At 62.1% G+C, this 26,480-nt stretch carries 24 protein-coding genes and 2 pseudogenes; 13 read left to right on the forward strand and 13 right to left on the reverse strand.

The genetic code is table 11. The annotated features are described in order from the left end of the window. Positions 1-51: 51 nt before the first annotated feature. The 4 genes and pseudogenes from NKJ00_RS32255 to NKJ00_RS26595 form a co-directional block, all read right to left on the reverse strand. Positions 52-177, reverse strand: a pseudogene (locus tag NKJ00_RS32255) (hypothetical protein); the annotation flags it as partial. Between the two features lie 149 nt (positions 178-326). After that, positions 327-1,868, reverse strand: a complete 1,542-nt coding sequence (locus NKJ00_RS26585; RefSeq protein WP_352631924.1) for a SpoVR family protein — start codon at positions 1,866-1,868, stop codon at positions 327-329. A 9-nt stretch (positions 1,869-1,877) separates the two neighbouring features. Beyond that, a complete protein-coding gene (locus NKJ00_RS26590) occupies positions 1,878-3,188 on the reverse strand; it encodes a YeaH/YhbH family protein (RefSeq protein ID WP_352631926.1) in 1,311 nt (436 codons plus the stop codon). Positions 3,189-3,205: 17 nt separating this feature from the next. Beyond that, positions 3,206-5,155 carry a PrkA family serine protein kinase gene (locus tag NKJ00_RS26595; protein ID WP_352441755.1) on the reverse strand — a complete coding sequence of 650 codons (1,950 nt, stop codon included), beginning with the start codon at positions 5,153-5,155 and terminating at the stop codon, positions 3,206-3,208. Between the two features lie 241 nt (positions 5,156-5,396). On the opposite strand from NKJ00_RS26595, the gene NKJ00_RS26600 reads away from it, so the two are divergent. Next, complete coding sequence (locus NKJ00_RS26600; RefSeq protein WP_352554447.1) at positions 5,397-6,203, forward strand: alpha/beta hydrolase; 807 nt, start codon at positions 5,397-5,399, stop codon at positions 6,201-6,203. Positions 6,204-6,303: 100 nt separating this feature from the next. Then, positions 6,304-7,857, forward strand: coding sequence for an acetolactate synthase large subunit (locus tag NKJ00_RS26605; protein ID WP_352554446.1), 1,554 nt, complete (start codon positions 6,304-6,306; stop codon positions 7,855-7,857). Positions 7,858-7,887: 30 nt separating this feature from the next. Here NKJ00_RS26605 and NKJ00_RS26610 read toward each other — a convergent pair whose 3' ends face one another. Further along, positions 7,888-8,190, reverse strand: coding sequence for a BolA family protein (locus NKJ00_RS26610; RefSeq protein WP_352631929.1), 303 nt, complete (start codon positions 8,188-8,190; stop codon positions 7,888-7,890). Positions 8,191-8,371: 181 nt separating this feature from the next. On the opposite strand from NKJ00_RS26610, the gene NKJ00_RS26615 reads away from it, so the two are divergent. The 4 genes from NKJ00_RS26615 (at position 8,372) to NKJ00_RS26630 (ending at position 13,049) form a co-directional block, all read left to right on the forward strand. Then, positions 8,372-9,001 carry a J domain-containing protein gene (locus tag NKJ00_RS26615; protein ID WP_032909134.1) on the forward strand — a complete coding sequence of 210 codons (630 nt, stop codon included), beginning with the start codon at positions 8,372-8,374 and terminating at the stop codon, positions 8,999-9,001. Positions 9,002-9,124: 123 nt separating this feature from the next. Further along, positions 9,125-10,111, forward strand: a complete 987-nt coding sequence (gene cobS, locus NKJ00_RS26620; protein ID WP_023811073.1) for a cobaltochelatase subunit CobS — start codon at positions 9,125-9,127, stop codon at positions 10,109-10,111. Positions 10,112-10,122: 11 nt separating this feature from the next. Next, positions 10,123-12,024 carry a cobaltochelatase subunit CobT gene (cobT, locus tag NKJ00_RS26625; RefSeq protein ID WP_352631931.1) on the forward strand — a complete coding sequence of 634 codons (1,902 nt, stop codon included), beginning with the start codon at positions 10,123-10,125 and terminating at the stop codon, positions 12,022-12,024. Further along, positions 12,021-13,049: an esterase-like activity of phytase family protein gene (locus NKJ00_RS26630; protein WP_352631933.1), complete on the forward strand. Its 1,029-nt coding sequence runs from the start codon at positions 12,021-12,023 to the stop codon at positions 13,047-13,049. Before cobT ends, NKJ00_RS26630 begins: the two co-directional genes overlap by 4 nt. A gap of 11 nt (positions 13,050-13,060) precedes the next feature. Here NKJ00_RS26630 and NKJ00_RS26635 read toward each other — a convergent pair whose 3' ends face one another. The 3 genes from NKJ00_RS26635 to rpmB all read right to left on the reverse strand — a co-directional run bounded on the left by NKJ00_RS26635 (position 13,061) and on the right by rpmB (position 14,951). Then, positions 13,061-13,732: a spermidine synthase gene (locus tag NKJ00_RS26635; protein WP_023811076.1), complete on the reverse strand. Its 672-nt coding sequence runs from the start codon at positions 13,730-13,732 to the stop codon at positions 13,061-13,063. A 59-nt stretch (positions 13,733-13,791) separates the two neighbouring features. Next, entirely contained in the window at positions 13,792-14,472 is a 681-nt protein-coding gene (locus NKJ00_RS26640; RefSeq protein ID WP_023811077.1) for a queuosine precursor transporter, read from the reverse strand. Positions 14,473-14,654: 182 nt separating this feature from the next. Then, positions 14,655-14,951, reverse strand: coding sequence for a 50S ribosomal protein L28 (gene rpmB / locus NKJ00_RS26645; RefSeq protein ID WP_013529373.1), 297 nt, complete (start codon positions 14,949-14,951; stop codon positions 14,655-14,657). Positions 14,952-15,224: 273 nt separating this feature from the next. On the opposite strand from rpmB, the gene NKJ00_RS26650 reads away from it, so the two are divergent. Genes NKJ00_RS26650 through NKJ00_RS26660 form a run of 3 tightly spaced genes read left to right on the forward strand, consistent with a single transcriptional unit; the run spans position 15,225 to position 17,717 of the window. Further along, complete coding sequence (locus tag NKJ00_RS26650; protein WP_023811078.1) at positions 15,225-16,013, forward strand: DUF3108 domain-containing protein; 789 nt, start codon at positions 15,225-15,227, stop codon at positions 16,011-16,013. A gap of 34 nt (positions 16,014-16,047) precedes the next feature. Beyond that, positions 16,048-17,046, forward strand: a complete 999-nt coding sequence (yddG, locus tag NKJ00_RS26655; RefSeq protein ID WP_352631935.1) for an aromatic amino acid exporter YddG — start codon at positions 16,048-16,050, stop codon at positions 17,044-17,046. Further along, on the forward strand, positions 17,043-17,717 hold the full coding sequence (locus NKJ00_RS26660) for a lysoplasmalogenase family protein (RefSeq protein WP_128304673.1): 675 nt from the start codon (positions 17,043-17,045) through the stop codon (positions 17,715-17,717). Before yddG ends, NKJ00_RS26660 begins: the two co-directional genes overlap by 4 nt. 13 nt (positions 17,718-17,730) lie before the next feature. Here NKJ00_RS26660 and NKJ00_RS26665 read toward each other — a convergent pair whose 3' ends face one another. Next, positions 17,731-18,171 (reverse strand): cupin domain-containing protein, encoded by a 441-nt coding sequence (locus tag NKJ00_RS26665; RefSeq protein ID WP_128304672.1) that lies wholly within the window; start codon positions 18,169-18,171, stop codon positions 17,731-17,733. A gap of 19 nt (positions 18,172-18,190) precedes the next feature. Next, positions 18,191-18,958: a hydroxyacylglutathione hydrolase gene (gene gloB, locus NKJ00_RS26670; protein WP_128304700.1), complete on the reverse strand. Its 768-nt coding sequence runs from the start codon at positions 18,956-18,958 to the stop codon at positions 18,191-18,193. A gap of 195 nt (positions 18,959-19,153) precedes the next feature. On the opposite strand from gloB, the gene NKJ00_RS26675 reads away from it, so the two are divergent. The 3 genes from NKJ00_RS26675 to NKJ00_RS26685 all read left to right on the forward strand — a co-directional run bounded on the left by NKJ00_RS26675 (position 19,154) and on the right by NKJ00_RS26685 (position 22,785). Further along, entirely contained in the window at positions 19,154-19,936 is a 783-nt protein-coding gene (locus NKJ00_RS26675) for a class I SAM-dependent methyltransferase (protein ID WP_352441747.1), read from the forward strand. A 132-nt stretch (positions 19,937-20,068) separates the two neighbouring features. Next, positions 20,069-21,895: an ABC transporter ATP-binding protein/permease gene (locus NKJ00_RS26680; RefSeq protein WP_352631937.1), complete on the forward strand. Its 1,827-nt coding sequence runs from the start codon at positions 20,069-20,071 to the stop codon at positions 21,893-21,895. An 86-nt stretch (positions 21,896-21,981) separates the two neighbouring features. Beyond that, complete coding sequence (locus tag NKJ00_RS26685) at positions 21,982-22,785, forward strand: DUF1194 domain-containing protein (RefSeq protein ID WP_352631939.1); 804 nt, start codon at positions 21,982-21,984, stop codon at positions 22,783-22,785. A 70-nt stretch (positions 22,786-22,855) separates the two neighbouring features. Here NKJ00_RS26685 and NKJ00_RS26690 read toward each other — a convergent pair whose 3' ends face one another. After that, the gene (locus NKJ00_RS26690) at positions 22,856-23,788 is read right to left on the reverse strand and encodes a glycosyltransferase family 2 protein (RefSeq protein WP_352631941.1); all 933 of its coding nucleotides are present in this window, start codon (positions 23,786-23,788) and stop codon (positions 22,856-22,858) included. Between the two features lie 407 nt (positions 23,789-24,195). Here NKJ00_RS26690 and NKJ00_RS26695 point away from each other — a divergent pair. Further along, a pseudogene (locus NKJ00_RS26695) lies at positions 24,196-24,506 on the forward strand (DUF1330 domain-containing protein). A gap of 30 nt (positions 24,507-24,536) precedes the next feature. On the opposite strand, the gene NKJ00_RS26700 reads toward NKJ00_RS26695, so the two are convergent. Then, positions 24,537-25,544: a glycosyltransferase family 2 protein gene (locus NKJ00_RS26700; RefSeq protein ID WP_245273210.1), complete on the reverse strand. Its 1,008-nt coding sequence runs from the start codon at positions 25,542-25,544 to the stop codon at positions 24,537-24,539. Between the two features lie 163 nt (positions 25,545-25,707). After that, positions 25,708-26,316 (reverse strand): Stf0 family sulfotransferase, encoded by a 609-nt coding sequence (locus NKJ00_RS26705; protein ID WP_352631943.1) that lies wholly within the window; start codon positions 26,314-26,316, stop codon positions 25,708-25,710. Between the last annotated feature and the right edge of the window lie 164 nt (positions 26,317-26,480).

Below are 26,480 nucleotides of genomic sequence, written 5' to 3' on the forward strand. Positions count from 1 at the left end.
AGGATCAGGCCAGCCGGCGACACCTGATACGCGCAGGGAGGCCGGGGCACGTCATCCGGCGATCTGGCTGGTCGAGCGTTCGTGGATCGTCGCGCCGGTCTCGGCATCTATGGCGGCCAGGCTGACTTCATAGCCCCAAAGCCTGCGAATGTGACGAAGCGTGGCGTCGCGGCTGGCACGAGACGCAATCGATCCCCGAGGAGAAGCAGGCTTTTACGTTCCACGGCAAGCGCTTCGTCGTCATGAAACGCGACAAGAACCGGATCGCAAGGCTGAGGATCAGGCCAGCCGGCGACACCTGATACGCGCAGGGAGGCCGGGGCACGTCATCCGGCGATCTGGCTGGTCGAGCGTTCGTGGGTCGTCGCGCCGGTCTCGGCATCTATGGCCGCCAAGCTGACTTCATAGCCCCAAAGCCTGCGAATGTGACGAAGCGTGGCGTCGCGGCTGGCATCCTCGAGAAGGATGCCGTCATTGACCTTGTGCTGCAGCCGCAAATGGCGGTCGCCGAGCAGATCGACATCCACCACCTGAATGTCCGGCCGGTTCGCGCCGAGATCGTAACTGTTGGCGAGCGCGTCGCGTATCTTGCGGTAGCCGCGCTCGTCGTGGATCGAGGTGACCTGACAATGAGGTTGGTCGGCAGCGTCGCCGAGCACAAAAAACCGCCATTTCCGAATCAAGGCCGGACTGAGGTACTGGCGGATGAAGGATTCGTCGCGATGATCGGCCCAGGCGTCAAGCAGGACCTCGCGCCAGTTGCCCTGGCCGGCGATGTCGGGGAACCAATCGCGGTCCTCGGCCGTGGGTTTGGTCGAGATGCGCTGAATGTCCTGCATCATATCGAGGCCGAGAGCATAGGGGTTGATGCCTGAAAAACGCGGATCGTCGAACGCCGGCTGAAAGACCACGTTGGAATGATTGCGCAGGATTTCGAGCATGGCGCCTTCGCTGATCTGGCCGCGGTCGAACAGCATGTTCATCAGCGTATAGTGCACGAAAGTGGCACAGCCTTCGTTCATCACCTGTGTTTGCCGTTGCGGGTAAAAATATTGCGCGATGACACGAACGATCCTGATGATCTCACGCTGCCAGGGCTCCAGGACCGGGCTGTTCTTTTCCAGGAAATAGAGCAGGTTTTCCTCAGGCAGGTTGAGCGATTTCTTCCGCTCCGGGTCCTTGCTCTTGTCGTTGGTCTCCTGCTGCGAAGGCGGCAGCGTACGCCACAAGTCGTTGTAGGAACGCTCTTCGTATTCGAGACGCTCGCGAATTCCTTCGCGTTGCCGTTCCGACGACAGCCTCGGCGGCCGGTGATAGCGAAACACGCCCTGATCCATCAGCGCGTGAGCGGAATCGAGAACAGCCTCGACGGCGGCGAGGCCGTGCCGCTCCTCGCAACGGACTATGTAGCCCTTGGCGAAGTCCAGGTAGCCGAGGATCGCACCCGCATCCGTCCACTGTTTGAACAGCTGATTGTTCTTGAAGAAATGATTGTGCCCGAGCGCTGCATGGGCCGTCACCAAGGCCTGCAGGGCCATGGTGTTTTCCTCCATCAGATAGACGATGCAGGGATTGGAATTGATGACCAGTTCATAGGCAAGCCCTCGCCCGCCTTTGCGATAGAGCAGATCCTGGTGGAGGAAATGTTTGCCGAAAGACCAGTGACGGTACATCAATGGCATGCCGATGGACGAATAGGCGTCGAGCATTTGTTGCGACGAGATGATCTCCATCTGAACGGGATAGGTGTCCAGATGAAGCTCTTCGACCGCAAGTGCCTCGATCGCGTCATAGGCCCGCGACAATGTTTTGAAATCCCAGTCTGACCCTGAGAAAAGCAGACTGGATTTGCTCGCTTGTCTGGCCATCGGGAACCCTCACGCTCTCTTGAGGGAGGCCGGCTGCCTGCCGAAGAGCTGGCGAAAGACCGGGTAGATATCGGCGGGTGTGGCGATGCGGCTCATCTGGAAGTTCGGCCACTTCTGGTCGATGGCGTTATAGGCACGCCACAGCGACGTCCCGTTTTCGGTCGAGCCGAAAATATGGGCTTCACGCTCGTCGATGATCTCGACATAGGCAAAATATTGGCACAGCCGCATGAGTTCGCCGTTGAGCAGCGAAATGCATCGCTCTGAATCGCCGGCGAAATTGTCGCCGTCCGAGGCCTGGGCGGCATAGATGTTCCAGTCGTGGGCCGGGTAACGGCTGGCGATAATACGGTGCATTTCCTCCAGCGCGGTGGAAACGACGGTGCCGCCGCTTTGGGTGTTGTAGAAAAATGTCTCCTCGTCGACCTCCTGAGCCAGGTGCGTGTGGCGGATGAAGACAATCTCGATGCGGTCGTAGCGTCGTTTCAAGAACAGGTGCAGCAGCACGAAGAAACGCTTGGCCAGATCCTTCTCGCGCTCGCCCATGGACCCGGACACGTCCATCAGACAGAACATGACGGCATTGGCGTTCGGCACCGGCCGGGAATCGAAGCGGTTGAAGCGGATGTCGACCGGATCGACATAGGCAATCCGGCGGCGGCGTCGTTCCAGCCGGTCAAGCTCTTCGCGCAATGCCGCGATACGCTGGCGCGCGTCGACGCTGGATGGCGCCGACTCGAGCGAGGCGATTTCCTCGAGGAGGACATCCAGTTCGACCTGCTTGGGGCGCCTCAGCGCAATGCGGCGGCCGTGGCTGTTGCGCATCGTGCGGCCGACATTGATGTTGGTCGGCGAACCGGTGGCGGCGAAGCCGGCTCTGCGCGGCTTGAAGGCAAGGATCTCCTTGAGGTTGAGCTTGACCATGTCCGGGAGCTCGAGATCCTCGAAGAACAGATCGAGCACTTCCTCGCGCGACAGTACGAAACGAAAGTCGTCCTCTGATGCCTTGTTTCCCGGGGACGATGCTCCCCCGCCGCCTCCGCCGGGCTTGGGGATCAGGTCTCCGGCGGAGAAATGCCTGTTGCCCGGCAAGATGTGCTGACGCCTGCCGGTGTCGCTGGCGTTGTTGAAGCTCGGCTCGCTTGTGCCTCTTTCGGGCATGCGCACGGCGTGCTCGGAATCCGCGTCGGCAATCCTGCCGGTGCGGATCTGGTCGCGTATGCTCCGCTTCAATTCCTCGCGCGCGCGTCGGAGGAAGCGCTGGCGATTGCCGAGACTCTTGTCTTTCGGGTTCAGGCGGCGGTCGATGAAGATCGGCATGGAACCATCCGGGTTCTCTAACCCGCCCTGTTCACCCGCATGTACCAGTCCACAAGGCGACGAACCTGCCGCTCGGTGTAGCCGCGCTCGACCATCCGCTGCACGAATTCATTGTGCCGCTTTTCCGTGACGCTGTCCTGCTTGGAGCCGAAACTGATCACCGGCAGGAGGTCCTCGACCTGGCCGAACATGCGTTTCTCGATGACTTCCCGCAGCTTTTCGTAACTTGTCCACGCCGGGTTGCGGCCATGGTTTCTTGCACGGGCGCGCAGCGTGAATTTCACCACCTCGTTGCGGAAGTCCTTGGGATTGGCGATGCCGGCCGGTTTTTCGACCTGCGAAAGCTCGTTGTCCAAAACCTCGCGGTTGAGGATCTGGCCGGTGTCGGGATCCTTGTAGTCCTGGTCTTCGATCCAGGCGTCGGCATAGGCGATGTAGCGGTCGAAAAGATTCTGGCCGTACTCGCTGTACGATTCCAGATAGGCTTTCTGGATCTCATGGCCGATGAATTCGGCATACCGCGCGGCCAGCTCGGACTTGATGAACTCCAGATAGGCGGCTTCCGTCTCCTTCGGAAACTGTTCGCGCTTGATTGCCTCCTCCAGGATGTACATGAGATGCACGGGGTCGGCGGCCACCTCTTCGGTGTCATAGTTGAAGGTCTGCGACAGGATCTTGAAGGCAAAGCGCGTGCTGACGCCGGCCATGCCCTCGTCGACGCCCGCGGCGTCCCGATATTCCTGAACCGACTTGGCCTTGGGGTCGACTTCCTTGAGGTTCTCGCCATCATAGGCGCGCATCTTGGTGTAGAGCGGCGAATTGTCGTGCTCGGCCAACCGGGTCGAGACGGTAAACCGGCTGAGGATGTCCAGCACCTCTGGAGCGCAGGGACTGGCGGCCAATTCGCTCTCCCGCAGCAGTTTCTCGTAGATCTGCCGCTCTTCGGTTATCCGCAGGCAATACGGCACCTTGACCACGAGGATGCGATCGAGAAAAGCCTCATTGTTCTTGTTGTTCTTGAACTGCAGCCATTCCGACTCGTTGGAATGAGCCACGATGATCCCCTGATAGGGAAAGGCGCCGAAATTTTCGGTGCCGTTGTAGCTGCCTTCCTGGGTGGCGGTCAGCAGCGGATGCAGGACCTTGATAGGCGCCTTGAACATTTCGACGAATTCAAGCAGGCCCTGGGTGGTCCGGTTCAGTCCGCCACTATAGGAATAGGCGTCCGGATCGGATTGGCTGAAATTTTCCAATTGCCGGATATCTACCTTGCCAACCAGGGCCGAAACGTCCTGATTGTTCTCGTCGCCGGGCTCGGTCTTGGCGATGCCGATCTGGCGCAGCCGCGAAGGCATCAGCTTGACGACGCTGAACTTGGAAATGTCGCCGGAGAGTTCATCGAGGCGCTTGGCCGCCCATGGCGAAATGAGCCCATTCAACCGGCGTCGGGCAATGCCGTATTTATCCTCCAGCAGGTCGCCCATGCGATCGGGATGGAAAAGGCCCAGCGGCGATTCGAAAACCGGGCTGACCTGGTTGCCGACCTTCAGCGTGTAGATCGGGCGCTGCTCCATCAACTTCTTCAGCCGCTCGGCAAGGGACGATTTGCCGCCGCCGACCGGGCCGAGCAAATAGAGGATTTGCTTGCGTTCCTCGAGCCCCTGCGACGCATAGCGAAAATAGCCGGCGATGCGCTCGATTGTGTCCTCCATGCCATAGAAATCGGCAAAGGAGGGGTACACTTTCAGGGTCCGGTTGGAGAATATGCGGCCGAGCCGCTCATCCTTGCTGGTGTCGACCAGGTTCGGCTCGCCGATCGCCTCGACCATCCGTTCAGGCGCTGAGGCATACATCGACTTGTCCTCGCGGCAGGCAAGGAGATATTGCTGGATGCTGATCTCTTCCTGCGTCGCGTTGGTGTAAATTTCCGAAAACAGATCGAAGACGTCAGACTGGTTCTCTCGCATGATGCTTTTGCCCTCGGAGCCGCTGTGGCTTCCATTCGGCTCACCTCGCATTCAACTGTCGGGGGGTACCGTTTGTTCCCTTCATGTGAAGAGGTGGCTACGATCATAAGGATTTGAGGCCACTCCGGGATCAAGGCGCTCGGTGCGGAGCGGTATTCAGCGCGGGTAGCGGGTGTGTGGCGAATCCCTGACTGGACGGCTGGGGCCGCCGCGTGCAGTCTTGCCTCGTCAGGAGACAGTGATGATCGATCGACGAAGCCTGATCATGGCCTCGGTGGCGGCGATGCTGCCATTGGAAGCATCGGCCGCGTCGGAAACACGCCGACCCACGCCAAAAACCTTAGACTACGGGCCGGCCAAGCTCGACATCTATGCGCCCGATGGTGCAATGGACCTGCCGGTCGTGTTTTTCGTTCATGGCGGCACCTGGCAGTTTGGCAAACGCAGTCAGGTCGACGCCAAACCGGCCTTCCTGCTCGCCAACGGCTTCTGCTTCGTCTCTATCGATTACCGCATGTTGCCGCAGGCCGATGTCGCCACCCAGGCCGGTGACGTCGAAAAGGCCTACGCCTACATCAGGGCCAACATCGCCCGGCATGGCGGCGATCCCAACCGCATCGTCGGCATGGGCCATTCGGCCGGCTGCCATCTGATTGCGCTGACCGGCATGCGCGGCGGGTTGCCCGGCATAGCTGCGCTCATTCTCGACGATACCAGGGCCTATGATCTTGCAGCACTTGCCAAGAAGGGCGGCATGGTGCGGGCCTATGCCCGCGTCTTTTCCGATCCCGCGCAATGGGCGGCACTGTCGCCGGCCAGCCATGTCGACGGCCGCAGGCACCCGCCGACTTTCATTGCCTATTCGCGCGCCCCTGGCCGCGGCGAGGACTCCAAGGCCTTTGCCGAGCGCCTGCGCGCGACGGGCACCAAGGTTACGCTGTTCGACGGCAGCGCCTACACGCATATGTCGATCAATCGGGATTTCGGCGAGGATGGCGACGCGCTGACCGCGGCCGCGCTGGCATTCCTGAAATCGACGGTTGGCTGATCTTTACGGCACTGGATCAGATCAAAAGTGGCGGCGGGACATTGCTGTGCGGGCGCGCCTGGGTGCAAGTGCTCTTCGATCGTGAGCGGGAGGGAATTGCATGAACGGCGCCGATGTCCTGTGTGACGTGCTTCTGGCCAATGATGTGACAGTCTGCTTCGCCAATCCCGGCACCTCCGAAATGCACTTCGTTGCAGCACTTGACCGCAAGCCGAAAATGCGTTGCGTGCTCGGGCTGTTCGAGGGGGTGGTGACCGGGGCCGCCGATGGCTATGCGCGGATGACCGATCGGCCGGCCGCGACGCTGCTGCATACCGGTCCCGGCCTGGCCAACGGTCTCGCCAACATGCACAATGCCCGGCGTGCCTTCAGCCCGATGATCAACATCGTCGGCGACCACGCCTCTTACCATCTGCCGCTCGATGCCCCGCTCACCAGCGATATTGAAAGCCTTGCGGCGCCGATGTCCAACTGGGTCGGCCGCGTCAAGGGCCCGGCCGATATCGCGCCGGCAGCTGAAGCAGCCTTTCGCGCCTCGCTGACACCACCCGGCGTCGCGACGATGATCCTGCCGGCGGATGCCGCCTGGGGCGAAGTCGACGCGGTTTCGGTCGGCAAGGTGACGCTGGTGCCAGCGCCGGCCGTCGATATGGACGCCGTGCGCAAGGTCGCCGCGGCGATCCGTGCCGCTCCGGGCCGGGCAGGCATGATTGTTCGCGGAAAGGCCGCACGCGCCGATGCGCTCGCCATCGCCGGGCAAATCTCGACGGGCAGCGACGTCCGGCTGTTCGGCGAGGTTCTGATCGCACGGATGCAACGCGGGCGCGGGCGTGTCGCGCCGACCCGCATTCCCTATCCGGTCGACGCGGCGATGGCTGTGCTCAGGGATGTCGATGTTCTGATCCTGGTCGGCGCGAAGGAGCCGGTTGCCTTCTTCGCCTATCCGGGAAAACCGGGACGGCTCGTTCGGGAAGGCTGCGAGGTGCTGACACTGGCCGCCCATGGCGACGATCTGCATGCGGCGCTGGAGGCGCTTCGCGACGAACTTGGCATCAAGCCGCCGCAACGACAGGTGCTCGCGGCCGCTTTTCCCGACGAGGCAACGCCGAGCGGCAAGCTGACGGAAGATGCGATCGCGCTGTCGGTGGCGCGCAAACTGCCGGCCGATGCGATCATTTGCGATGAAGCGGTCACCTCGGCCAGGCGTTTCTTCGCGCTGTCGGCCTTTGCAGCGCCGCACGACTACATGATGGGCACGGGCGGATCGATCGGCGGCGGCATCCCGATGGCGACCGGGGCGGCAATCGCCTGTCCGGACCGCAAGGTGATCAATCTCGAAGCCGACGGCAGCGGCATGTACACGGTGCAGGGATTGTGGACGCAGGCGCGGGAAAAGCTCGACGTGGTGACGATCGTGTTTTCCAACCGAACCTATGCGATCCTGCATGGCGAGATGAAGAATGTCGGCGTCGGCGCCATCGGCGAGAACGCCAGGCGCATGCTCGACCTCGACTATCCCTCGCTCGACTGGGTGTCGCTGGCCAAAGGCATGGGCGTGGAGGCGGCCCGCGCCGATACGTGCGAGCGCTTCGAGGCGCTGCTGGACAGCGCGCTGTCACGGCGCGGGCCGTTCCTCATCGAAGCGGTGCTCTGAGCGCGGCGAAAAACGATAGGCGGAACCGAGCTACCAGGGGGTCTTTTCGCCGGGAGCCGCCGGTTCGATCGCCAGCGCGTGCACGCCGGCCTTCAATTCATCGGCAAGCAATTCATTGACGGCGCGGTGACGGTCGATGCGGCTCATGCCGGCAAAGGCGGAAGCGACGACGCGGACGCGAAAATGCGTCTCGCCGGTGCCGTCGTAAGTGCCGTGGTGGTCGGAGCCGTGATGGTGGTGACCGGCATGGAGATGGCTCTCGTTGATGATAACCAGCCTGTCCGGCGAAAATGCCTTATTGAGCTTGTCTTCCATGGTCGCCTCTATGGACATCGCCATCTCCCTTCACCAAATATCGCTGGCGTCTCGGCCTGGAAACCGAAAATCGGTTTCGCGAGGGGCCGCCGCCGTGCAACAAAATCCGCCATTCGCCTGCTTTATGCCGCGATTCAGCGGTTAGGGCGATGATCGCGAAAATGTCAATTCTTGTTTCGCATCTGCGAACGCCCCATAAATGGGTAAGATGAAGCCGTACCCCAAATATTTCGAGAAGATTCGCGTCCGCCCCGACAAGGACGCGGAGCTGAAGTCGCACTCGCCGATCTGCCAGTGGGACGGCTGCAAGGAAGCGGGCACCCATCGTGCGCCGGTCGGGCGCATGAAGGAGGGCGAGTATTTCCATTTCTGCTTCGATCATGTGCGCGAGTACAACAAGGGCTTCAACTACTTTTCCGGCGTGCCGGACACCGAGGTCGCGCGCTTCCAGAAGGAAGCCATGACCGGGCACCGGCCGACCTGGAAGATGGGCGCCAACGGGGCCTCGACGCGGTCGTCGCCCGATATGGCCCAGATGCGTTCCGGCCGGGCCGGCTACTATAACCGCATGCGCGACCCGTTCGACCTGTTCAAGGGACCGAAGGATCCGCGCGAGGCGCGCGAGCGCAAGGCCAAGCCGCTTGAGGCCAAGGCGCTGGAAACGCTTGGCCTTGATACAAAGGCGACTGGCAAGGAGATCAAGGCGCGCTATAAGGAACTGGTGAAACAGCACCATCCGGATGCGAATGGTGGCGACAGAGGTTCGGAAGACCGGTTCCGCGATGTGCTGCAGGCCTATCGCGTGCTCAAACAGGCGGGCCTGTGCTGAGCGGCCATACGGTTCGTGTCGTTTTCCAACTTTCATAAGGTTGGAAAAGGCTCTAAGACCGCCCCCGGACAAAATCGATTGCCGGCGAAATCAGACGTTTCGCCCGTGGAGACGTTGAGAGATATGAACAAGGTCGATCGTGACATCGCCAACCTGCCCGACACGACGGTGTCGGTGAAGGAGAAATTCGGCTTCGAGTCCAAGATGGTGGTACCGGCCTATTCGGTGACATCGGAGCATGTGCCCGACATCGACCCGGACTATCTCTTTGACAAGAACACGACGATGGCGATCCTTGCGGGCTTTGCCTACAACCGCCGCGTCATGGTGTCGGGCTATCACGGCACCGGCAAGTCGACCCATATCGAACAGGTTGCCGCCCGGCTTAACTGGCCTTGTGTGCGCGTCAACCTCGACAGTCATGTCAGCCGTATCGATCTCGTCGGCAAGGACGCGATCGTCGTCAAGGATGGCCTGCAGATCACCGAATTCCGCGACGGCATCCTGCCCTGGGCCTACCAGCACAATGTCGCTCTGTGCTTCGACGAGTACGATGCCGGCCGTCCGGATGTGATGTTCGTCATCCAGCGCGTGCTGGAATCGTCGGGCCGGCTGACGCTGCTCGACCAGAGCCGGGTCATCCGCCCGCATCCGGCCTTCCGGTTGTTCTCGACCGCCAACACGGTCGGCCTCGGCGACACCACTGGCCTCTATCACGGCACCCAGCAGATCAACCAGGCGCAGATGGACCGCTGGTCGATCGTCACCACGCTGAACTATTTGCCGCACGACAATGAAGTCGCCATCGTGCTGGCCAAGGCCAAGCACTATCGCGACAGCAAGGGCAAGGACATCGTCAACAAGATGGTGCGCGTCGCCGACATGACGCGTTCGGCCTTCATCAACGGCGATCTGTCGACCGTGATGAGCCCGCGCACCGTGATCACCTGGGCCGAGAATGCCGAGATATTCGGCAATATCGGCATGGCGTTCCGGCTGACCTTCCTCAACAAGTGTGATGAACTGGAACGCTCGGTGGTGGCCGAGTTCTACCAGCGCGCCTTTGGCGAGGATCTGCCCGAGAGCGCCGCCAACGTGGTGCTGGGCTAAGCAGAGTCTCGATGGCGGGTCCGGGCGACAACACGCGCAACAAGTCGAAGACGGGTTCTGAAGCCGACAGCTTCAAGCGCGCCGTCACCGTCTGCATGCGCGCCATCGCCGGCGACAAGGAGCTGGAGGTCGGCTTCGCCAAGGACCGGCCGGCGCTCGCCGGCAGCCGTGCGCGTCTGCCAGAATTGCCGAAGAAGGCGTCGAAGACCGATATCGCGATCACCCGCGGCCTCGGCGATTCCATGGCGCTGAAGCGCGCCTGCCACGATGTGCGCATCCACACCAAGCTGGCGCCGGAAGGCAAGGCGGCCCGCGCCATCTATGACGCGGTCGAACAGGCCCGCGTCGAGGCGATAGGCTCACGCGCCATGCAGGGCGTCGCCGACAATATCGGCTCGATGCTGGAGGACAAATACGCCAAGGCCAACCTCGTCGACATCAAGGACAAGGCCGACGCGCCGATCGAGGAAGCTCTTGCCCTGATAGTGCGCGAGAAGCTGACCGGCCGCCCGGTCCCGAAAAGCGGCGAGCGGCTGGTCGAACTCTGGCGCCCCTGGGTCGAGGAGAAGGCCAAGGCCGACCTCGACGGATTGTCGGCCAAGCTCGGCGACCAGCAGGCGTTCGCCCGGGTCGTGCGCGAGATGCTCGCCTCCATGGAGATGGCCGAGGAACTCGGCGACGACCAGGAGACGGAAGATTCCGAGGACAATGACGACAACCAGCCGCAAGGCGAGGAGCAGAGCGAGGAGGGCGGCGAAGAGGATTCCGGCTCCGAGCAGTCGCAGTCCGAGGATGCCGAAGCTTCGGCCGATGACGAACAGTCGGCCGAGACCGAAGCCTCCGACGCCACCGCGGACGACCTGTCCGACGATGACGACGCCGATGCCGAAACGCCCGGCGAGGCGCGCCGCAACGACAATCCCTTCACCAATCTGCCGAAGGAGATCGACTACAAGGTCTTCACCACGGCTTTCGACGAGACGGTCGGCGCCGAGGAGCTGTGCGAAGAAGAAGAGCTCGACCGGCTGCGCGCCTTCCTAGATAAGCAGCTGGCCAATCTGTCCGGCGTCGTCGGGCGGTTGGCCAACCGGCTGCAGCGTCGCCTGATGGCACAACAGAACCGCTCCTGGGATTTCGACCTGGAAGAAGGTTACCTCGACCCGGCAAGGCTGGTGCGGGTCGTCATCGACCCGATGCAGCCGCTGTCGTTCAAGCAGGAGCGCGACACCAAATTTCGCGACACGGTGGTGACGCTGGTGCTCGACAATTCCGGCTCGATGCGCGGCCGGCCGATCACGGTCGCGGCAACCTGCGCCGACATATTGGCCCGCACGCTGGAGCGTTGCGGCGTCTCGGTCGAGATCCTCGGTTTCACCACGCGGGCCTGGAAGGGCGGGCAGGCGCGCGAGAAATGGCTGAAGGACGGCAAGCCGCCGAATCCTGGCCGGCTCAACGATCTGCGCCACATCATCTACAAGTCCGCCGACCATCCGTGGCGGCGGGCACGGCGCAATCTCGGCCTGATGATGCGCGAAGGCCTGCTCAAGGAAAATATCGACGGCGAGGCGCTGCTGTGGGCGCACAACCGGCTGATCGCCCGGCCCGAGCAGCGCAAGATCCTGATGATGATCTCGGACGGGGCGCCGGTCGACGATTCGACGCTGTCGGTCAATCCGGGCAATTATCTCGAGCGCCATCTGCGCGCCGTCATCGAGCTGATCGAGACGCGTTCGCCGGTGGAACTGCTGGCCATCGGCATCGGCCACGACGTCACGCGCTACTACCGCCGGGCTGTCACCATCGTCGATGCCGAGGAACTGGCCGGCGCCATGACCGAGCAGTTGGCTTCGCTGTTCGCCGAGGAAAGCGCGAAGGATACGCGACGCGGCGGTGGTATGCGGCGCGCCGGATGATTTCCAGGCGCGGCGGCTTTCAGCAGACGCTTTTCGCCGCCGTCGCCCTGCTTTCCGGCGTGGCTTCGGCGGCAGCCGGTTCGGCCGACTCTAGTTCTGTCGAACCGGTCGAAATCTCGGCCCGCCCGATCACCGAATTCCACATTGGCCGTGCCGGCAAGCAGTTCGGCCCGTTCGAATTCGTCGGCGGGCTGGAGATGACCTCGCCGACACGCGATTTCGGCGCGCTGTCGGCCTTCCGCTTCCTGAAAGCCGGCGGTGACTTCATCGGCGTTGCCGACACCGGCTTCTGGTTCTTCGGCACGGTGATCCGCGACGCGGAAAAGCGACCCTCCGGCATCCAGAATTTCCGCATGCAGCAGATGGTCGACCAGACCGGCCGGCCGATCGACAGGAAATGGGAGGTCGATGCGGAAGGTCTCGCGGTCAAGGACGGCATCGCCACCGTCGGCTTCGAGCGCAGCCACCGCGTCGCCCAGTTCAAGATCGACTCCAACGACATGAAGGCACCCTTCAAGCCGCTGGATTTCGCCGTTCCGGCCCGCGAGCTGCGTCAGAATCGCGGCTTCGAGACCGTCACCCACGCCAATGCCAACGGCCAGCATGAGGGCGGCCTAGTCGTGGTCTCCGAGAAGAGCCTGGACAAGGCCGGCAACATCTATGCCGCCATCATCGAAGGACCGCACAAGGGCATCTTCACCGTCAAACGCAATGGCGATTTCGACATCACCGACGGGGCCTTCCTGCCGGATGGCGATCTGTTGCTTCTGGAGCGCAGTTTCTCGATGGCCAGCGGCGTCAAGATGCGGCTGCGGCGCATCTATGGCGAAAGCGTCGAGAAGGGCGCGGTCGCCGACGGGCCGGTGCTGCTGGAGGCCGACATGGGCTACCAGATTGACAATATGGAAGGGCTCGACGTCTGGACCCGCGGCGACGGCGCGCTGATGGTGTCGCTGATCTCCGACGACAACCACTCGATCCTGCAGCGCAACCTCTATCTGGAATTCATTCTCCACCAGGATTGAGCCCGCCGGCTTTACGTCCTGGTGGCGATCCAGATGACATGGCGCGCGCCGCGCTTACCGTTGGCGCGCGTACTGACCTCTTCGACCCCGAAGCCTGCCTGCTTCAGGCGCCGCGTGAAGCCGCCGTCCGGGCCTTGCGACCACACCGCCAGCACGCCGCCCGGCTTGAGGGCGCTGCGCGCAGCGCCCAGGCCCTGCAGGCTGTAAAGCGCATCGTTGGATTTGCGGACGATGCCTTCCGGGCCGTTGTCGACATCGAGCAGGATGGCGTCCCAGGCCGCCGGCCGCAACCGGATCAGCTGCCCGACATCGGCTTCCTGGATTGTGACGCGAGGATCGTCGAGACAGCCGCCAAAGATTTCGGCCATCGGACCGCGCGCCCAGGCGACGACGGCCGGCACCAGTTCGGCGACGACGATTCCGGCATCATTGGCCAATTCTGTGAGTGCGGCGCGCAAGGTAAAACCCATGCCAAGCCCACCGATCAGGATTGTGGGCCGGCTCTGGCCGGCAATCCGCTCGCAGGACAGTTTTGCCAGCGCTTCCTCGGAACCGCTGAGGCGGCTATTCATCAGTTCGTTGGTGCCCAGCATGATCGAGAATTCGGTGCCGCGCCGCTTGAGGCGCAGTTCTTGTCCGCCGTCGGGAGTCTTCGCCGAATCGAGCTGGACCCACGGGATCATGATCTTTGTCCGACCATGATCTTTTCCGAAAACCGGGTCCCACTTTTCGGGATCATGGCTTAAGCCGCAACCGCCGGCTGGCTCCAGCGGGCGGCGAGCAGACGGTAGGGGATCAACGCCACGACGGCGATGATCAGTTTCACCGAGAGATCACCAAGCGCCCAGGAAATCCAGCGCATCGCCTCGACATGGAAGACGCCCATCAAAGGTGCGCTTTCCAACGCAAAGCCGTCGTTTGGTCCGGCGAAGGCAAAGGCAGCCGAGAACGCGACGGTGAAGAACACGGCGGTGTCGAACACCGACCCGACCAGCGTGCCGATGATCGGCGCGCGCCACCAGCTCTGCTGGCGCAGCCGGTTGAACACGGTGACATCGAGCAGTTGCGCGCTGAGGAACGCCGCTCCGGACGCGGCCGCGATACGCACCAGCCGGTCGGCGGCGGTCTCGAATTCGATCAGGCCATGGCGGAACAGGAAGGGCGGTACAAGGATCGAGCAGATCACCGCCGTCATGAAGCCGACAAAGACGATCCGGCGCGCCACAGTGGGTCCGTAGCGGCGGTTGGCGAGGTCGGTGACCAGGAACGAGAAAGGATAGGTGAAGGCGCCCCAGGTCAGCACGTCGGCCAGCGAGAGGCCGCCGATCTGGCCCTGCATCGGGAATTGCACGAGAATGTTCGATGCCACGACGACGAGCGCCATGGCGGCCACGAATGGCAAATACCGTGAGAAGGAAGTCATTTTTTTATCCTGGGTAATGGAACCAGCCAAGCACCATGCCCATGCGGGCGATGCTTGCCTTCGTATGTGGGCACCGGATTGCCAAAACCTTGCGGCTTCGATCCGATGCTCAGGCCAACAAGTGTTGGCCAGAGGCCAACAAGAGGTTGGCCAGGGCGGTCGTCCCCCGCCTTTGAACTGTTTTAAGCGGCAGCCTGTTCGGCGGTCTTCTTGGCGATCTGCTTTTTCAGCAAACGGGCGCGCTGCGACAATTCCTTGACGTCTGCCTTGGCCAGGAAGGCGTCGAGGCCGCCGCGATGTTCTACCGAACGCAGCGCGTTGGCCGAAATGCGCAGGCGCACGTTCTGGTTCAGCGCTTCCGAAATCAGCGTCACATTGACGAGGTTCGGCAGGAAGCGACGCTTGGTCTTGTTGTTGGCGTGGCTCACATTGTTGCCGGACATGACTGCCTTGGCAGTGAGTTCGCAGGTGCGGGACATGGTTCTAACCTTCAGTTCTCGGGGTCTGCCAAACACTCAAGTCCACGCCGGGTGGCGCGCGGTTCTGGTCAGGCGGCCTTATGGAAAAAGTTGGCGTTCCATAGTTGCATTTCGCCGAGGCGTCAAGCTCCGGCTTGCCCAGCCCCTGCATTGCCCACGGCGCGCCCGGCATTTTCATATTAAGGCCGGAATTCATCCTATAAGCGGTTCCATAGGGACATGCCAGACCGGAGTTGCCCGCCTCCGGCCGAAAATCAAGGACCCGATCCCGCCATGCTTCGTTCGCCACATGCCCTTGTTGCCATGCTTGCCATAGCTTTGCCGTCCGCCGCGTCTGCTGCCTCGCCGCAGTCGTTCAAGGGCGAGTACACGGTGTCGTTTCTTGGTCTTTCGATAGCGAAATCAACGTTTTCCAGCCGCTATGAGAACGGCGCCTACGCGATCCAAGGCAGTGTCACCGCGGCCGGTCTCGCCAAGCTGTTCGACGACACGCGCGGCACGATCTCGTCCAAAGGCACGATTGCGGGCAAAAAGATGGTGCCGCAGGCATTCCGCGCCGACTACACCTCCGGCAAGAAGGCATCGGTGGTCGATATCCGCTTTGCCAATGGCAGGGTCACTTCGACGAAGGTCGTACCGGCACCAGGCAAACGCGACCCCAAGAACTGGGTACCGCTCGGTGCCGGCGACCTGGCATCGGTGCTCGATCCTATGGCCGCCACCGTCATTCATGCCGACAGTCTCGACCAGGTCTGCGGCCGCACGGTGAAGTTCTATGACGGCGAGATGCGTGCCGACCTGACGTTGACCTACGCGTCGAAAGGCACGATCTCGGTCCCGGGCTACAAGGGCGACACCGTCACCTGCCAGATGGGCTTCGAGCCGGTGGCGGGTTATCGCAAGGGCCGCAAGGCGCTCAACTATCTCAAGAACAAAAGCCGCATGATGGTGACGTTTGCACCGCTCGGCCAAACCGGCGTATATGCGCCGATCCGTGCCACGGTTGGCACGCAGATCGGCACCTTGACCATCAGCGCCGGGCGTTTCGAAGCCGTACAATAGCCAGGCGCGGAATTGGCGCGCCACTGGAGACAGAATGGGGCGCGCAACACTGATCGGCTTTTCGGCGGTCGCCATGTGGGCGTTGCTCGCACTGCTCACCGATGCGTCGGGCCAGGTGCCGCCGTTCTTGCTGTCGGCGATCACCTTCTCGATCGGCACCGGCGTCGGGCTGGTCGCGCGGCTGTTCATGCCGGCACCCGACAAGAGCCAGAAGATACCGCCGCAGGTGTGGCTGATCGGCATTGCCGGCCTGTTCGGCTATCACTTTTTCTATTTCACCGCGCTGCGCAATGCGCCGGCGGTGGAGGCGAGCCTGATCGCCTATCTGTGGCCGCTGCTGATCGTGCTCGGCTCGGCGCTGATGCCGGGCGAAAAACTGGCCTGGAACCATGTCGTCGGTGCGCTGCTCGGCCTTGCCGGCACCGTGCTGATCGTCACCAAGGGCGGTGGGCTGGCCTTCGACGCCCGCTATTCCTTCGGCTATGCCATGGCTGCCGTCTGCGCCGTCCTGTGGTCGGCCTACTCGTTGTTGTCGCGGCGTTTCCCGTCGGTGCCGACCAGCATCGTCACCTGGTTCTGCGCGGCGACCGCGGTGCTGTCGCTCGCCTGCCACCTGGCGCTGGAACAGACGATTCTGCCTGACGGTGTCGGCCAGTGGCTGGCCGTGCTCGGCCTTGGCCTGATGCCGGTGGGTGCCGCCTTCTATGCCTGGGACATCGGCGTCAAGCGCGGCAACATCCAGGTGCTGGGTGCTGCAAGCTATGCGGCGCCGCTGTTGTCGACGCTGGTGCTGATCGCGGCCGGCGTCGCCGAGCCGTCGCTGCGCATCCTCGCCGCCTGCGTGCTCATCACCAGCGGTGCGGTGCTCGCCGCAAAATCCCTGTTCCTGCGCAAGCCGGCTGCGGTCGAGAGCGGAGCCGAGGCATCCGAAAGCGGAGCCGGGGCATCCGAAGACGGAGCCCGGGCATCCGAAGACGGAGCCCGGGCATCCGAAGACGGAGCCCGGGCATCCGAAGGCGGAGCCAAGGCATGACGATGCCGTTTGCGGGCGGCATCGACGCCAATGCCAATGCGACACTGATTTTTTCGCTGGCGGCGGCGGTCATCTACGCCTTCACGCTTGGCATGCCGCCGACGCTGGCCCGCTCGGCCGCAAAGACGCTTGCCGTAGCGATGCTTGCCGTGCTGGCGGGGCTGCAAGGCGGCCCGCTGCTGCTGGTCGCCGCGCTCGCACTCAGCGCCGTTGGCGACGCCTTCCTGTCACGCGACGGCGAAAAGGCCTTTCTCGGCGGGCTGGCCAGTTTTCTTGTCGCTCACATCGTCTATGTCGCGCTGTTCCTGCGCAGCGGTGGCGGGTTGGGAGTGCTTGGCGCCGAGCCGTGGCGCGGAGCGATCGCGCTCGCCATGGCGGTGTTCGTGGTCATCGTGCTGGCGGCGCTGTGGCGTCGTGTCGGTCCCAGCCTGCGTATCCCGATCACCGTCTATATCGCCGCGATCCTGGCAATGGGCATCTCGGCGCTGACAACAAGCAATATGTGGGTGATCGGTGGCGCCGTGCTGTTCATGGCATCGGACGGGCTGCTCGCCACGGAGAAATTCCTGGTCGCCGCCATCTCGCCCCACCGCGCCTGGATGCGCTTCGCCGTCTGGGCGCTGTACTACGCCGCCCAGCTCGCGACCACGCTAGGCTTCCTGCTAAATTAGGGTTCTTGCCAAGTTAGGATTGTCCAGGCTGCCAGCCGGGTGCCGCCAGTTCAAAGGCCGCAAACTCGAAGCCCGGCGCGACGGTGCAGCCGACCAGCGTCCATTCGCCCAGGCTGCGCGCCGATTGCCACCAGCCTGCGGGCACGACGATCTGCGGCCGCTCACCGGCTGCGAGATCGATACCGAGGACTTGTTCTATGACCTGATCAACCTTCGGGCTGCCTTCTTCCCACATCGACAGCGCCAGCGGGGCGCCGGCATGGAAATGCCAGACCTCGGCGGCATCCTTGACCCGGTGCCAGGCCGAAACCTGATGCTCCTCAAGCAGGAAATAGATGGCAGTCGAATGGCCGCGCGCGCCGCCGGTGCCATCGCGAAAGGTCTCGGCATACCAGCCGCCTTCCGGATGCGGCTTCAGCCCGAGCGTCGCGATAATTTCTGCGGAGCTGGTCATGGCGACGATACCACCGGGCCTAGAAATTGTCCTTGCGCTTGCGGATTTCGGCAAAGACCTCGGCGTCCGAAGCTTTCTCCAGCCCCAGATGCTTGCGGATCGCCGGATCGTGCCAGCGCAGGAAGGGATTGGTCGACAGCTCCTCGCCGATCGTCGTCGGCAGCGTCGGCTTATTGTCGGCGCGCAGCTTTTCGATCTTGGCGGCGCGTTCCTTCAATGCCGAATTCGTCGGGTCGACGGTCAGCGCGAAACGGGCGTTGGCGAGCGTGTATTCATGACCGCAATAAATAATCGTTTCGGCCGGAAGCGCGGCCAGCTTCTTCAGCGAATCGTACATCACCGGCGGCTTGCATTCGAACAGCCGTCCGCAACCCAGCGCAAACAGCGTGTCGGCGGTGAACGCCACACCCGAAGCCGGCAAATAGTAGGAAACGTGGCCGGCGGTGTGGCCGGGCGTGGCGATGACTTCGATCTTTTCATCGCCAAGATGGAGGACCGAGCCGTCTTCGACGGTTTCGTCGATGCCGGGGATATTGGCCTTTTCCGCTTCCGGGCCGACGATGCGCAGCTTGAAGCGCTCCTTCAACGCAAGATTGGCCTCGACGTGATCCATGTGATGATGCGTGGTCAGGATCATCGTCGGCGTCCAGCCGGTGCGCTTTATCGCGGCCAGGATAGGCGCTTCCTCGGGCGCGTCGATGATCGCGGTCTGGCCGCTTTTGGGATCATGCACCAGCACGCCGAAATTGTCGCTGCGGCACATGAACTGTTCGATTTCGACCGGCATCGCATCTCTCCGTTTATGGCCGCAGACATAGGGCGCCGGCGCGTGGATGTCATCCTGGATGTTGAAGACATCCTGGATGTGAGCAACATTCCGGGACGTTGAACAACATCCCGCAATGTCTAGTGACATTCCCGGAATGCCAGGTCGTCGCGGCCTGTTGTTGAAACCCGCCGATATCGCGGCTACATCCCTGCCATGCATTCCGACATCGTCGATCTTCGCTCCTTCTATTCGACAACACTCGGCCGTTTCGCCGAGCGTTCGATCACCATGGCGTTGTCGTCGATATGGGCGGTCGTGCCCAACGAGCGGCTGGTTGGTCTGGGCTACACCTTGCCGTGGTTGGAGCGGTTCGGCACCGACGCCGAGCGGGTCTTCGCCTTCATGCCGGCGACGCAGGGCGCGGTGGTGTGGCCGGCGACAGGGCCGACGGCGACGGCACTGGTCTTCGACGAGGAACTGCCGCTGGTCGATTCCTGCATCGACCGCATGCTGCTCGTCCATTCGCTCGAACATGTCGAGAACCCACGTGAGACGCTGAACGAGATCTGGCGCGTGCTGTCGCCGGCTGGCCGGGTCGTCATCGTCGTGCCCAACCGGCGCGGTGTCTGGGCGCGCTTCGAGCACACCCCATTCGGCAATGGCCGGCCCTTTTCGCGCGGCCAGCTAACCGAATTGCTGCGCGAGGCGAATTTTACGCCCGCCGCCTGGTCCGATGCGCTGTTCTTTCCGCCGTCGAGGCGCCGTTTCATGATGCGCTTCCACAATGTGCTGGAGCGCGCCGGCCGGCGGCTGTGGCCGATCTTTTCCGGCGTCATCGTCGTCGAGGCGCAGAAACGGCTCTATCAAGGCGTGCCCGTCGTCCAGCGCGCCTCGCGCCGCGTCTTCGTGCCGGTGCTGTCGCCGCATGGCGCCACCCGGCTTGGCCGTCACAAAGCCGGTGCCGAGCCCTCGGCTGCGCGGGTGACGGCTTCGTGATCACGGCAAGCGTGCCTGACGTCGTTTCCCTGCCTATCTGTCGCAAGCGGGCCGACAGTTTATCCGGCAGCCCATACGAACGCCTGTCAAGTTTCTCCATCCGGTTTCAGCACTGACGCAAGGACCTCGGCCATGGCTGATCAACCGGACAATGCCGCCGCCGTTCAGCCGGTTGCCGTGGCGGTCGAAGCCAGCAGCCTGCGCGATCAGCTGATGACGATCCGGCGGGCGCTGGCGGGATCGCCGGTTCGCAAATGGTTGCAGTGGACATCGGTCGGCATCATGGCCGTGATCATCGCAACGTCGATCGGCCAGGTTCTGCTCAACCGCTGGAACCAGCCTTTCTACGATGCGCTTGCGCGCCGCGACATGGCGGCCTTCCTGCACCAGCTCCTCGTCTTCGCGATGATCGCCGGCGGGCTGCTGGTGCTCAATATCGGCCAGACCTGGCTCAACCAGATGATCAGGCTCAAACTGCGCGAGGCGCTGACGCTGGATCTGATCGATCAGTGGATGCGGCCGGCGCGCGCCTTCCGGTTGGCCAATGCCGGCGCCATCGGCGTCAATCCCGACCAGCGCATGCAGCAGGACGCCGCGCATCTGTCCGACCTGTCAACCGATCTCGGCGTCGGCCTGCTGCAGTCGTGCATCCTGCTGGTGTCCTTCGTCGGGGTGCTGTGGGAGCTGTCCTCGGGCTTCGTGTTCCACATCGGCGGGACCTCGCTGGCCATACCGGGCTACATGGTCTGGGCCGCCATCCTTTACGCCGGCATCGCCTCCTGGCTGAGCTGGCTGGTCGGGCGCCCGCTCATCCGCCTGAACAGCGACCGCTATACACGCGAAGCCGAGCTGCGCTCCTCGATGGTGCGCGTCAACGAGAATGTCGATGCCATTGCGTTGTATCATGGCGAGGCCGACGCCAGGCGGCGGCTCGAACTCGATCTCGGCACGGTGCTGGGCGCCATGCGGCGCATCTACGCCGCCCAGATCAACCTGTCCTGGGTGACCGACACCTATGGCTGGATCACCGTCGTGGCGCCCATACTGGTCGCTTCGCCGGTCTATTTCTCAGGTGATATCAGCTTTGGCGGGCTGATGATGGCGGTCGGCGCCTTCAACCAGGTCCACTCCTCCTTGCGCTGGTTCATCAACAACATCGGCAGTATCGCCGATTGGCGCGCCACGCTGATGCGCGTGGCCGATTTCCGCATCGCGCTCGATGAAACCGATGCGCTGCACGACACGGAAAAGCGCATCGCCTTCGGCCAAAACGTCAATGGCAGCCTGACTTTCGAGAAGCTCGAAGTGACCTCGCCGGAGGGTTGCACCAGACTCGCCGACTCGCATGTCGAAATCCGCCCCGGCGAGCGCGTCATGATCACCGGCGACCCCGGTGCGGGCAAGACGCTGTTCTTTCGTGCCATTGCCGGCCTGTGGCCATGGGGAAGCGGCCGGATCGGCCTGCCGGCGGGAGAAACCCCCATATTCGTGCCGCGCGTGCCTTATTTTCCGGTCGGCACGTTGCGCGAAGTCCTCGATCACCCGAACGGGCCCGCGCCGGCGAACGATGCCGACATTTCGGCGGTGCTGGCCGAGGTCGGTCTGGGACGGCTATCCTCGTCGCTCGACCGCGCCGGGCGTTGGGACCATGAGTTGGGCGATGACGAACAACGCTCGCTGGCCTTCGCCAGGCTCGCGTTGCGGCAGCCGAAATGGGTGATCATCGATGAGGCGCTGGATGCGTTCGACGGCCCATCGCTAAGACGCGTGCTGTCGATGCTCGATAAGCGTTTGCCGGGGACAGCGATCCTCAACATCGGGCGCGGCCAGCACAACAACCACTTCTTCCCGCGCGCGTTGACGATCATCAAGGATTCCGGTGCGCCAGCCCTGAAGCCCGCCCGCGTCAGAGCCGGCGCGATCGAACCGCCGCCAGCCGCCGCTCGTCGCAAGAAATGAGCTGATTTCCGGGCGAGGGAAGCAGAGCTTTATTTTGCCGCGATCGCGAGGGAAGCTCCTCGGGAGAAACAATCTTGGCGACGGCCATGCTTGATGCTCTGCGCCTGCTTGCCTGTCTTGCCTGCGCCCAGGCTGCCCCGGCCGCCTCGCCGCCGGATGCGCTCGCCGTCGACGTCGAGCTGGTGCTGGCGGTCGACATCTCGCTGTCGATGGACGAGAAGGAGTTCGCCCTGCAGCGGGCCGGTTATGTCGAGGCGCTGCGGCATCCCGACTTCATCAAGGCTGTCCGCGCCGGCGCCAAGGGCCGCATAGCGCTGACCTATTTCGAATGGGCCGGCACGGTGCGCGACGACGCGGTCATCGGCTGGCAGATTATCGATAGTGCCGAGAGCGCGAACAGCTTTGCCGACAAGGTCGCGGCTCGTCCGTTCCGCAGCTTTCGCGGCACTTCGATTTCCGGCGCGCTGGCCTTCGGCACCGAGCTTTTCGACCGCACGTCTTTCCAGGGCGAACGCAGCGTCATCGACATTTCGGGCGACGGACCGAACAATATCGGGCCGCCGGTCACCGCGACGCGTGATGCGGCGACTGCCAAAGGCATCATCGTCAACGGCCTGCCGATCCTGATCAGCCCGTCGCCCACCTTCAGCCATCTCGACCAGTATTATGCGCAGTGCGTGATCGGCGGACCCGGTTCCTTCGTGCTGCCTATCTATGCCGCCGCCGAGTTTTCGACAGCCATCCGGCGCAAGCTGCTCCTGGAAGTGAGCGGCATTCAGGACGAGGTGAGAAGTGTCCGCGTCGACGCGGCGACGCCGATAGACTGCCTGCAAGGCGAACGGGACAGGCGGTTTCTATCGGATCCGTATTTTCCCGAACTTGACCGTTGAGCTCTCGACAGAGGGGTTAACGCGATCCGGAGGAAAAACCATTCCACAATTTCCCGGAATCCCTATCGGTTTAAGCGGGCCGGGCACCAAATTGATTGCGAAACTCGTTGGAGAGATCGCGGCGCCAGCGCCGGCCATGGACATAGCCTTGCATCAATTCCGGCAGCGAATAGCCAAGCGTTTTGGATGAACGGTTGGCCATGTAGCCCTGAAATGCCTCCGGTATCCTGCCTCGCAGGATGTCGGCGATGAGCTGCCGCGAGATCATGTAAGGCGGAATGTGCGGGTAGGCATGGGCAATATGCGGATGTTTGCCCATCAGGTTCGCATAGGCCTCGACATAGCCGTCACGGCGGCCGGAAATCGAGTTCTCCGAATTGTATTTCGTCCAGTCCAGATCCCTGGACAACTGCGCACCGAAGCGCCGGGCAAGGCGCAGCAGCAATTCGCGATCCTGCATGCGGGTGATGTCGCTGTCGTAGCCGCCGATGGCCAGCATGGCCTCGCGGCGAGCGGTGATCGCGGAGCCGGCAATGAAGATGGTCTGCCCAACCAGCGTCCGCTCCAGCATTGCGGGGCTCACGAACGCCTCGGGGTTGACGCAGTTTGTGATGCGATTGCCTTTCAGGGACACGAACGAACTGATCAGCACTTGCAGCGCAGGATTCTCATCGAACCAGGTCAGGGTTCGTTCAAGCCGGTGCGGCATGTAGATGTCGTCGGAATCGAGGAACGTCACCAACGGTGCCCGCGCGCGCTCGATGCCGGCATTCCTGGCTGCGTTGGCGCCTCGCCATTTCGCCCCGACATAGATCAGCCGCGGGTCCTGGATACGGGCCAGCGCCGCTTCGGTTCCATCGGTCGAACCATCGTCGACGACAATGTGCTCAAGCCTCGACATGCTCTGGGAGAGTACGCTTTCCACGGCGCGCAACACCGTTTCGCGTCGGTTGTGGGTCGGCGTAATGACCGTGATGAGAGGTGTCGGTTGGATCCCGGCCATGTCTGTCAGCTGTTTCCTGCGCAGGGTTGCGCGTCTGTCCAGGACTTTTCGATTTTCAGAACGGTCGAATGGATTGGACTTCCCTTCCTCTACACCGCATCACAGTCGGCGCGACGCTACAAAAAACGACTGCCCCTGTCACCCACCGTGCCGGTACTCAATCCGCGCGAGACAACGAATCCCCGCTGCTAGCGTTCCAATTGCAACAGCACCGCCGCACATAGCATTGCGAATCACCATGGAAGCAACCCATCATGACAGGTAGCATACATCTCATTACCTCAGACGTAATCGCTTAGCGCTCGGCGTTTGGTCAGATTGCCCATGCGAGGCCGGCAACTCGGCTTCGATGACAAGGGAGTCCAGTCATGGCCGCTTACGCCGTCGCCCATATGCGCCAAGCCGCAATGGGTCCGCAGATCGTCGAATATCTGCACAAGATCGATGCCACGCTGGAACCTTTCGGCGGCCGTTTTCTGGTTCATGGCGGCGATGTGGAGGTGATCGAGAACGACTGGCCTGGCCATCTGATCATCATAGAATTCCCGACAGGCAGCATGTGCGTGGCTGGTACAATTCGCCCGCCTACCGGGCGATACTGGCGCTGCGCACGGACAATTCGGAGGCGGATGTCGTGTTCGTCGACGGCGTCGAACATCCGCACAAGGCCACGGATGTTCTGGAACAATCGACGGGTCAAGGATCAATTGGACGCTGAACCGCGGTTCAAGGAATGGCGGTAAAGCGTCTAGCTGTGCCCAACATAGTCGGGCACAGTTTCAATTTTGTCACGAACCATGCCAGTCGCAAAACTGAACTGGCCCCAAAACGCCAAACCATAAAATGCCTGACCGACAATCAGAGAAAAGGGAACCTGCCAAAGCGGCATCCCCGTTTCCCGGGCATGGCCTACGATCCGTCGTGTCGTGCGCCATGACATGGTGAGCCACCGGCTGAAAGACTTGACTATCCGTCGCGCGCGGCTCGGCGAATTGAGCGCAACGAACTTCCGGTCGGCGTCGCGACCTGTAACCAGGGCGCGCCAGTAAAAGAACCGCCAGCCCCGCGGCGAATAGTGATAAACGCGTGCGTCGACATTATGAATTTTGTGGCCCTCCCGCAGCAGTTCGCGCATCAGCAAAGTGCAGGAAACCTTGAAGCCGTTATGTTTTGGAAAAGGATGGCTGACGATCCACTCGCGTCGAAACGCTACATTGTTAGCGTTGATCGCTCGCTTCGAGGCAAATCGCCCGTCTCCACGGGCCATCGGGAAAAACCAGATCAACGCAAACGTTCTTGAAAAGAAATCGTCGTATGAGAGGTATGTATATCCGTTTGCGCAGATAACTTCAGAGTTTTCAAAGGGCTCAAGCAGTCCTGGTAGCCATCCTGGTTCCGCGACCACGTCGGAATCCATAAAGATGACGATATCTCCGTCCGATGCCAGCATGCCGTTGTTCTTCAGGTCGTAATATCGGCCGCCAGGGAAAGCCGTGAAGACGAGTTCGGCAACCTGACCGAGCTGCGGGGCCTCATTCGAAATCTCACGACGCAACGCATCCTCGTCCGACTCTGCTCCCCCGTGAGAAATAACGATCCTTGGTCGCACTAAACCGGTTGCTGAAACCGATGTGATTTCCCGAGCCAAGGCCTTCATCCCAACGCCGATCTCGTCCCAGTCGATCGATTTTGCATTCTCCATTTCGACGACGAGTGAATACGTTGGACGCTCTTGAGCCATATCTGAACCGATCAAGTTATTAGTGCCGATGTGGCTATAACGCTCTCGGCGGGCTGTCAAACCAGCGTGCAATAAGAATTTGTGCTCGTGATCGCCATGGACGGCGATGCGCTTTGATCAATAACATCGCATCTCTGGCGCCCCTGGATGCTTCGTGTTCTCGTACAATGCCGTTCGATCAGATCGAGAACCTTGAGCTCCTCTTTTTAAGAAAACCGCGACGGCAATTGTTGGCATGGAAGTTCGACGTGTCAGAATATTCCGCCAAGAACCGCTCTCTCCACTCCTCATTGATGGTGTCTCGTTGAATATCGAGGCCCGAATCGAGATCAGACCCGGGTTTCAAGACAAGCTTGGCGTCGACCAGAGATGCAGCCCTTTCAAGGCAGGTCCGTGGATGTTCAAGGAGTTCTTCGTATGTCAGTGATAGGAAGGACAATCCGTTTTTTGCAAACCAGACATCCCAGGCCAGATTTTCCAGGATGATTTTTTCAAGCGAGTCCGCGATTGCTTTGCCGTCGTAGCATGGTCTCTTCTGATCGGCCTCGGTAGAGCGGAACCGACCACTCTGACGAGCGCGGGTCCACGAAACTGCTTGACCAACGAGGTCCCCACGCGTCAACCGCATATAGCGCAGCTTTGGAAGGCTTGCGGGGAGATCCACGGTTTTGGCAACCTGTGAAAACTGGCTGGCAAACAGTTTGACCGCGTAAATCCCGGAGGGAGACCGCCCGTCCTTCAGTGCATGCAAAACCTGGGCACGGGGGTCGCGGGGATAGTTCGGCATTTCTAGAACACGACGGCCCCCGAACAATCGAGTGGGTTGCCAAGCCCGGTGGCTGCCATCAATCCGGCTAGGTGGTTGCTGCCACTGCGCGGTGAGGTGCAGATGAGAATTCCGGCTTTCAACCCAGCCCGCATGTCCGGTGGGATTTCAACTGGCAGAGGGCG

This window comes from Mesorhizobium sp. M0227, from assembly GCF_040321855.1.
GTDB lineage: Bacteria > Pseudomonadota > Alphaproteobacteria > Rhizobiales > Rhizobiaceae > Mesorhizobium.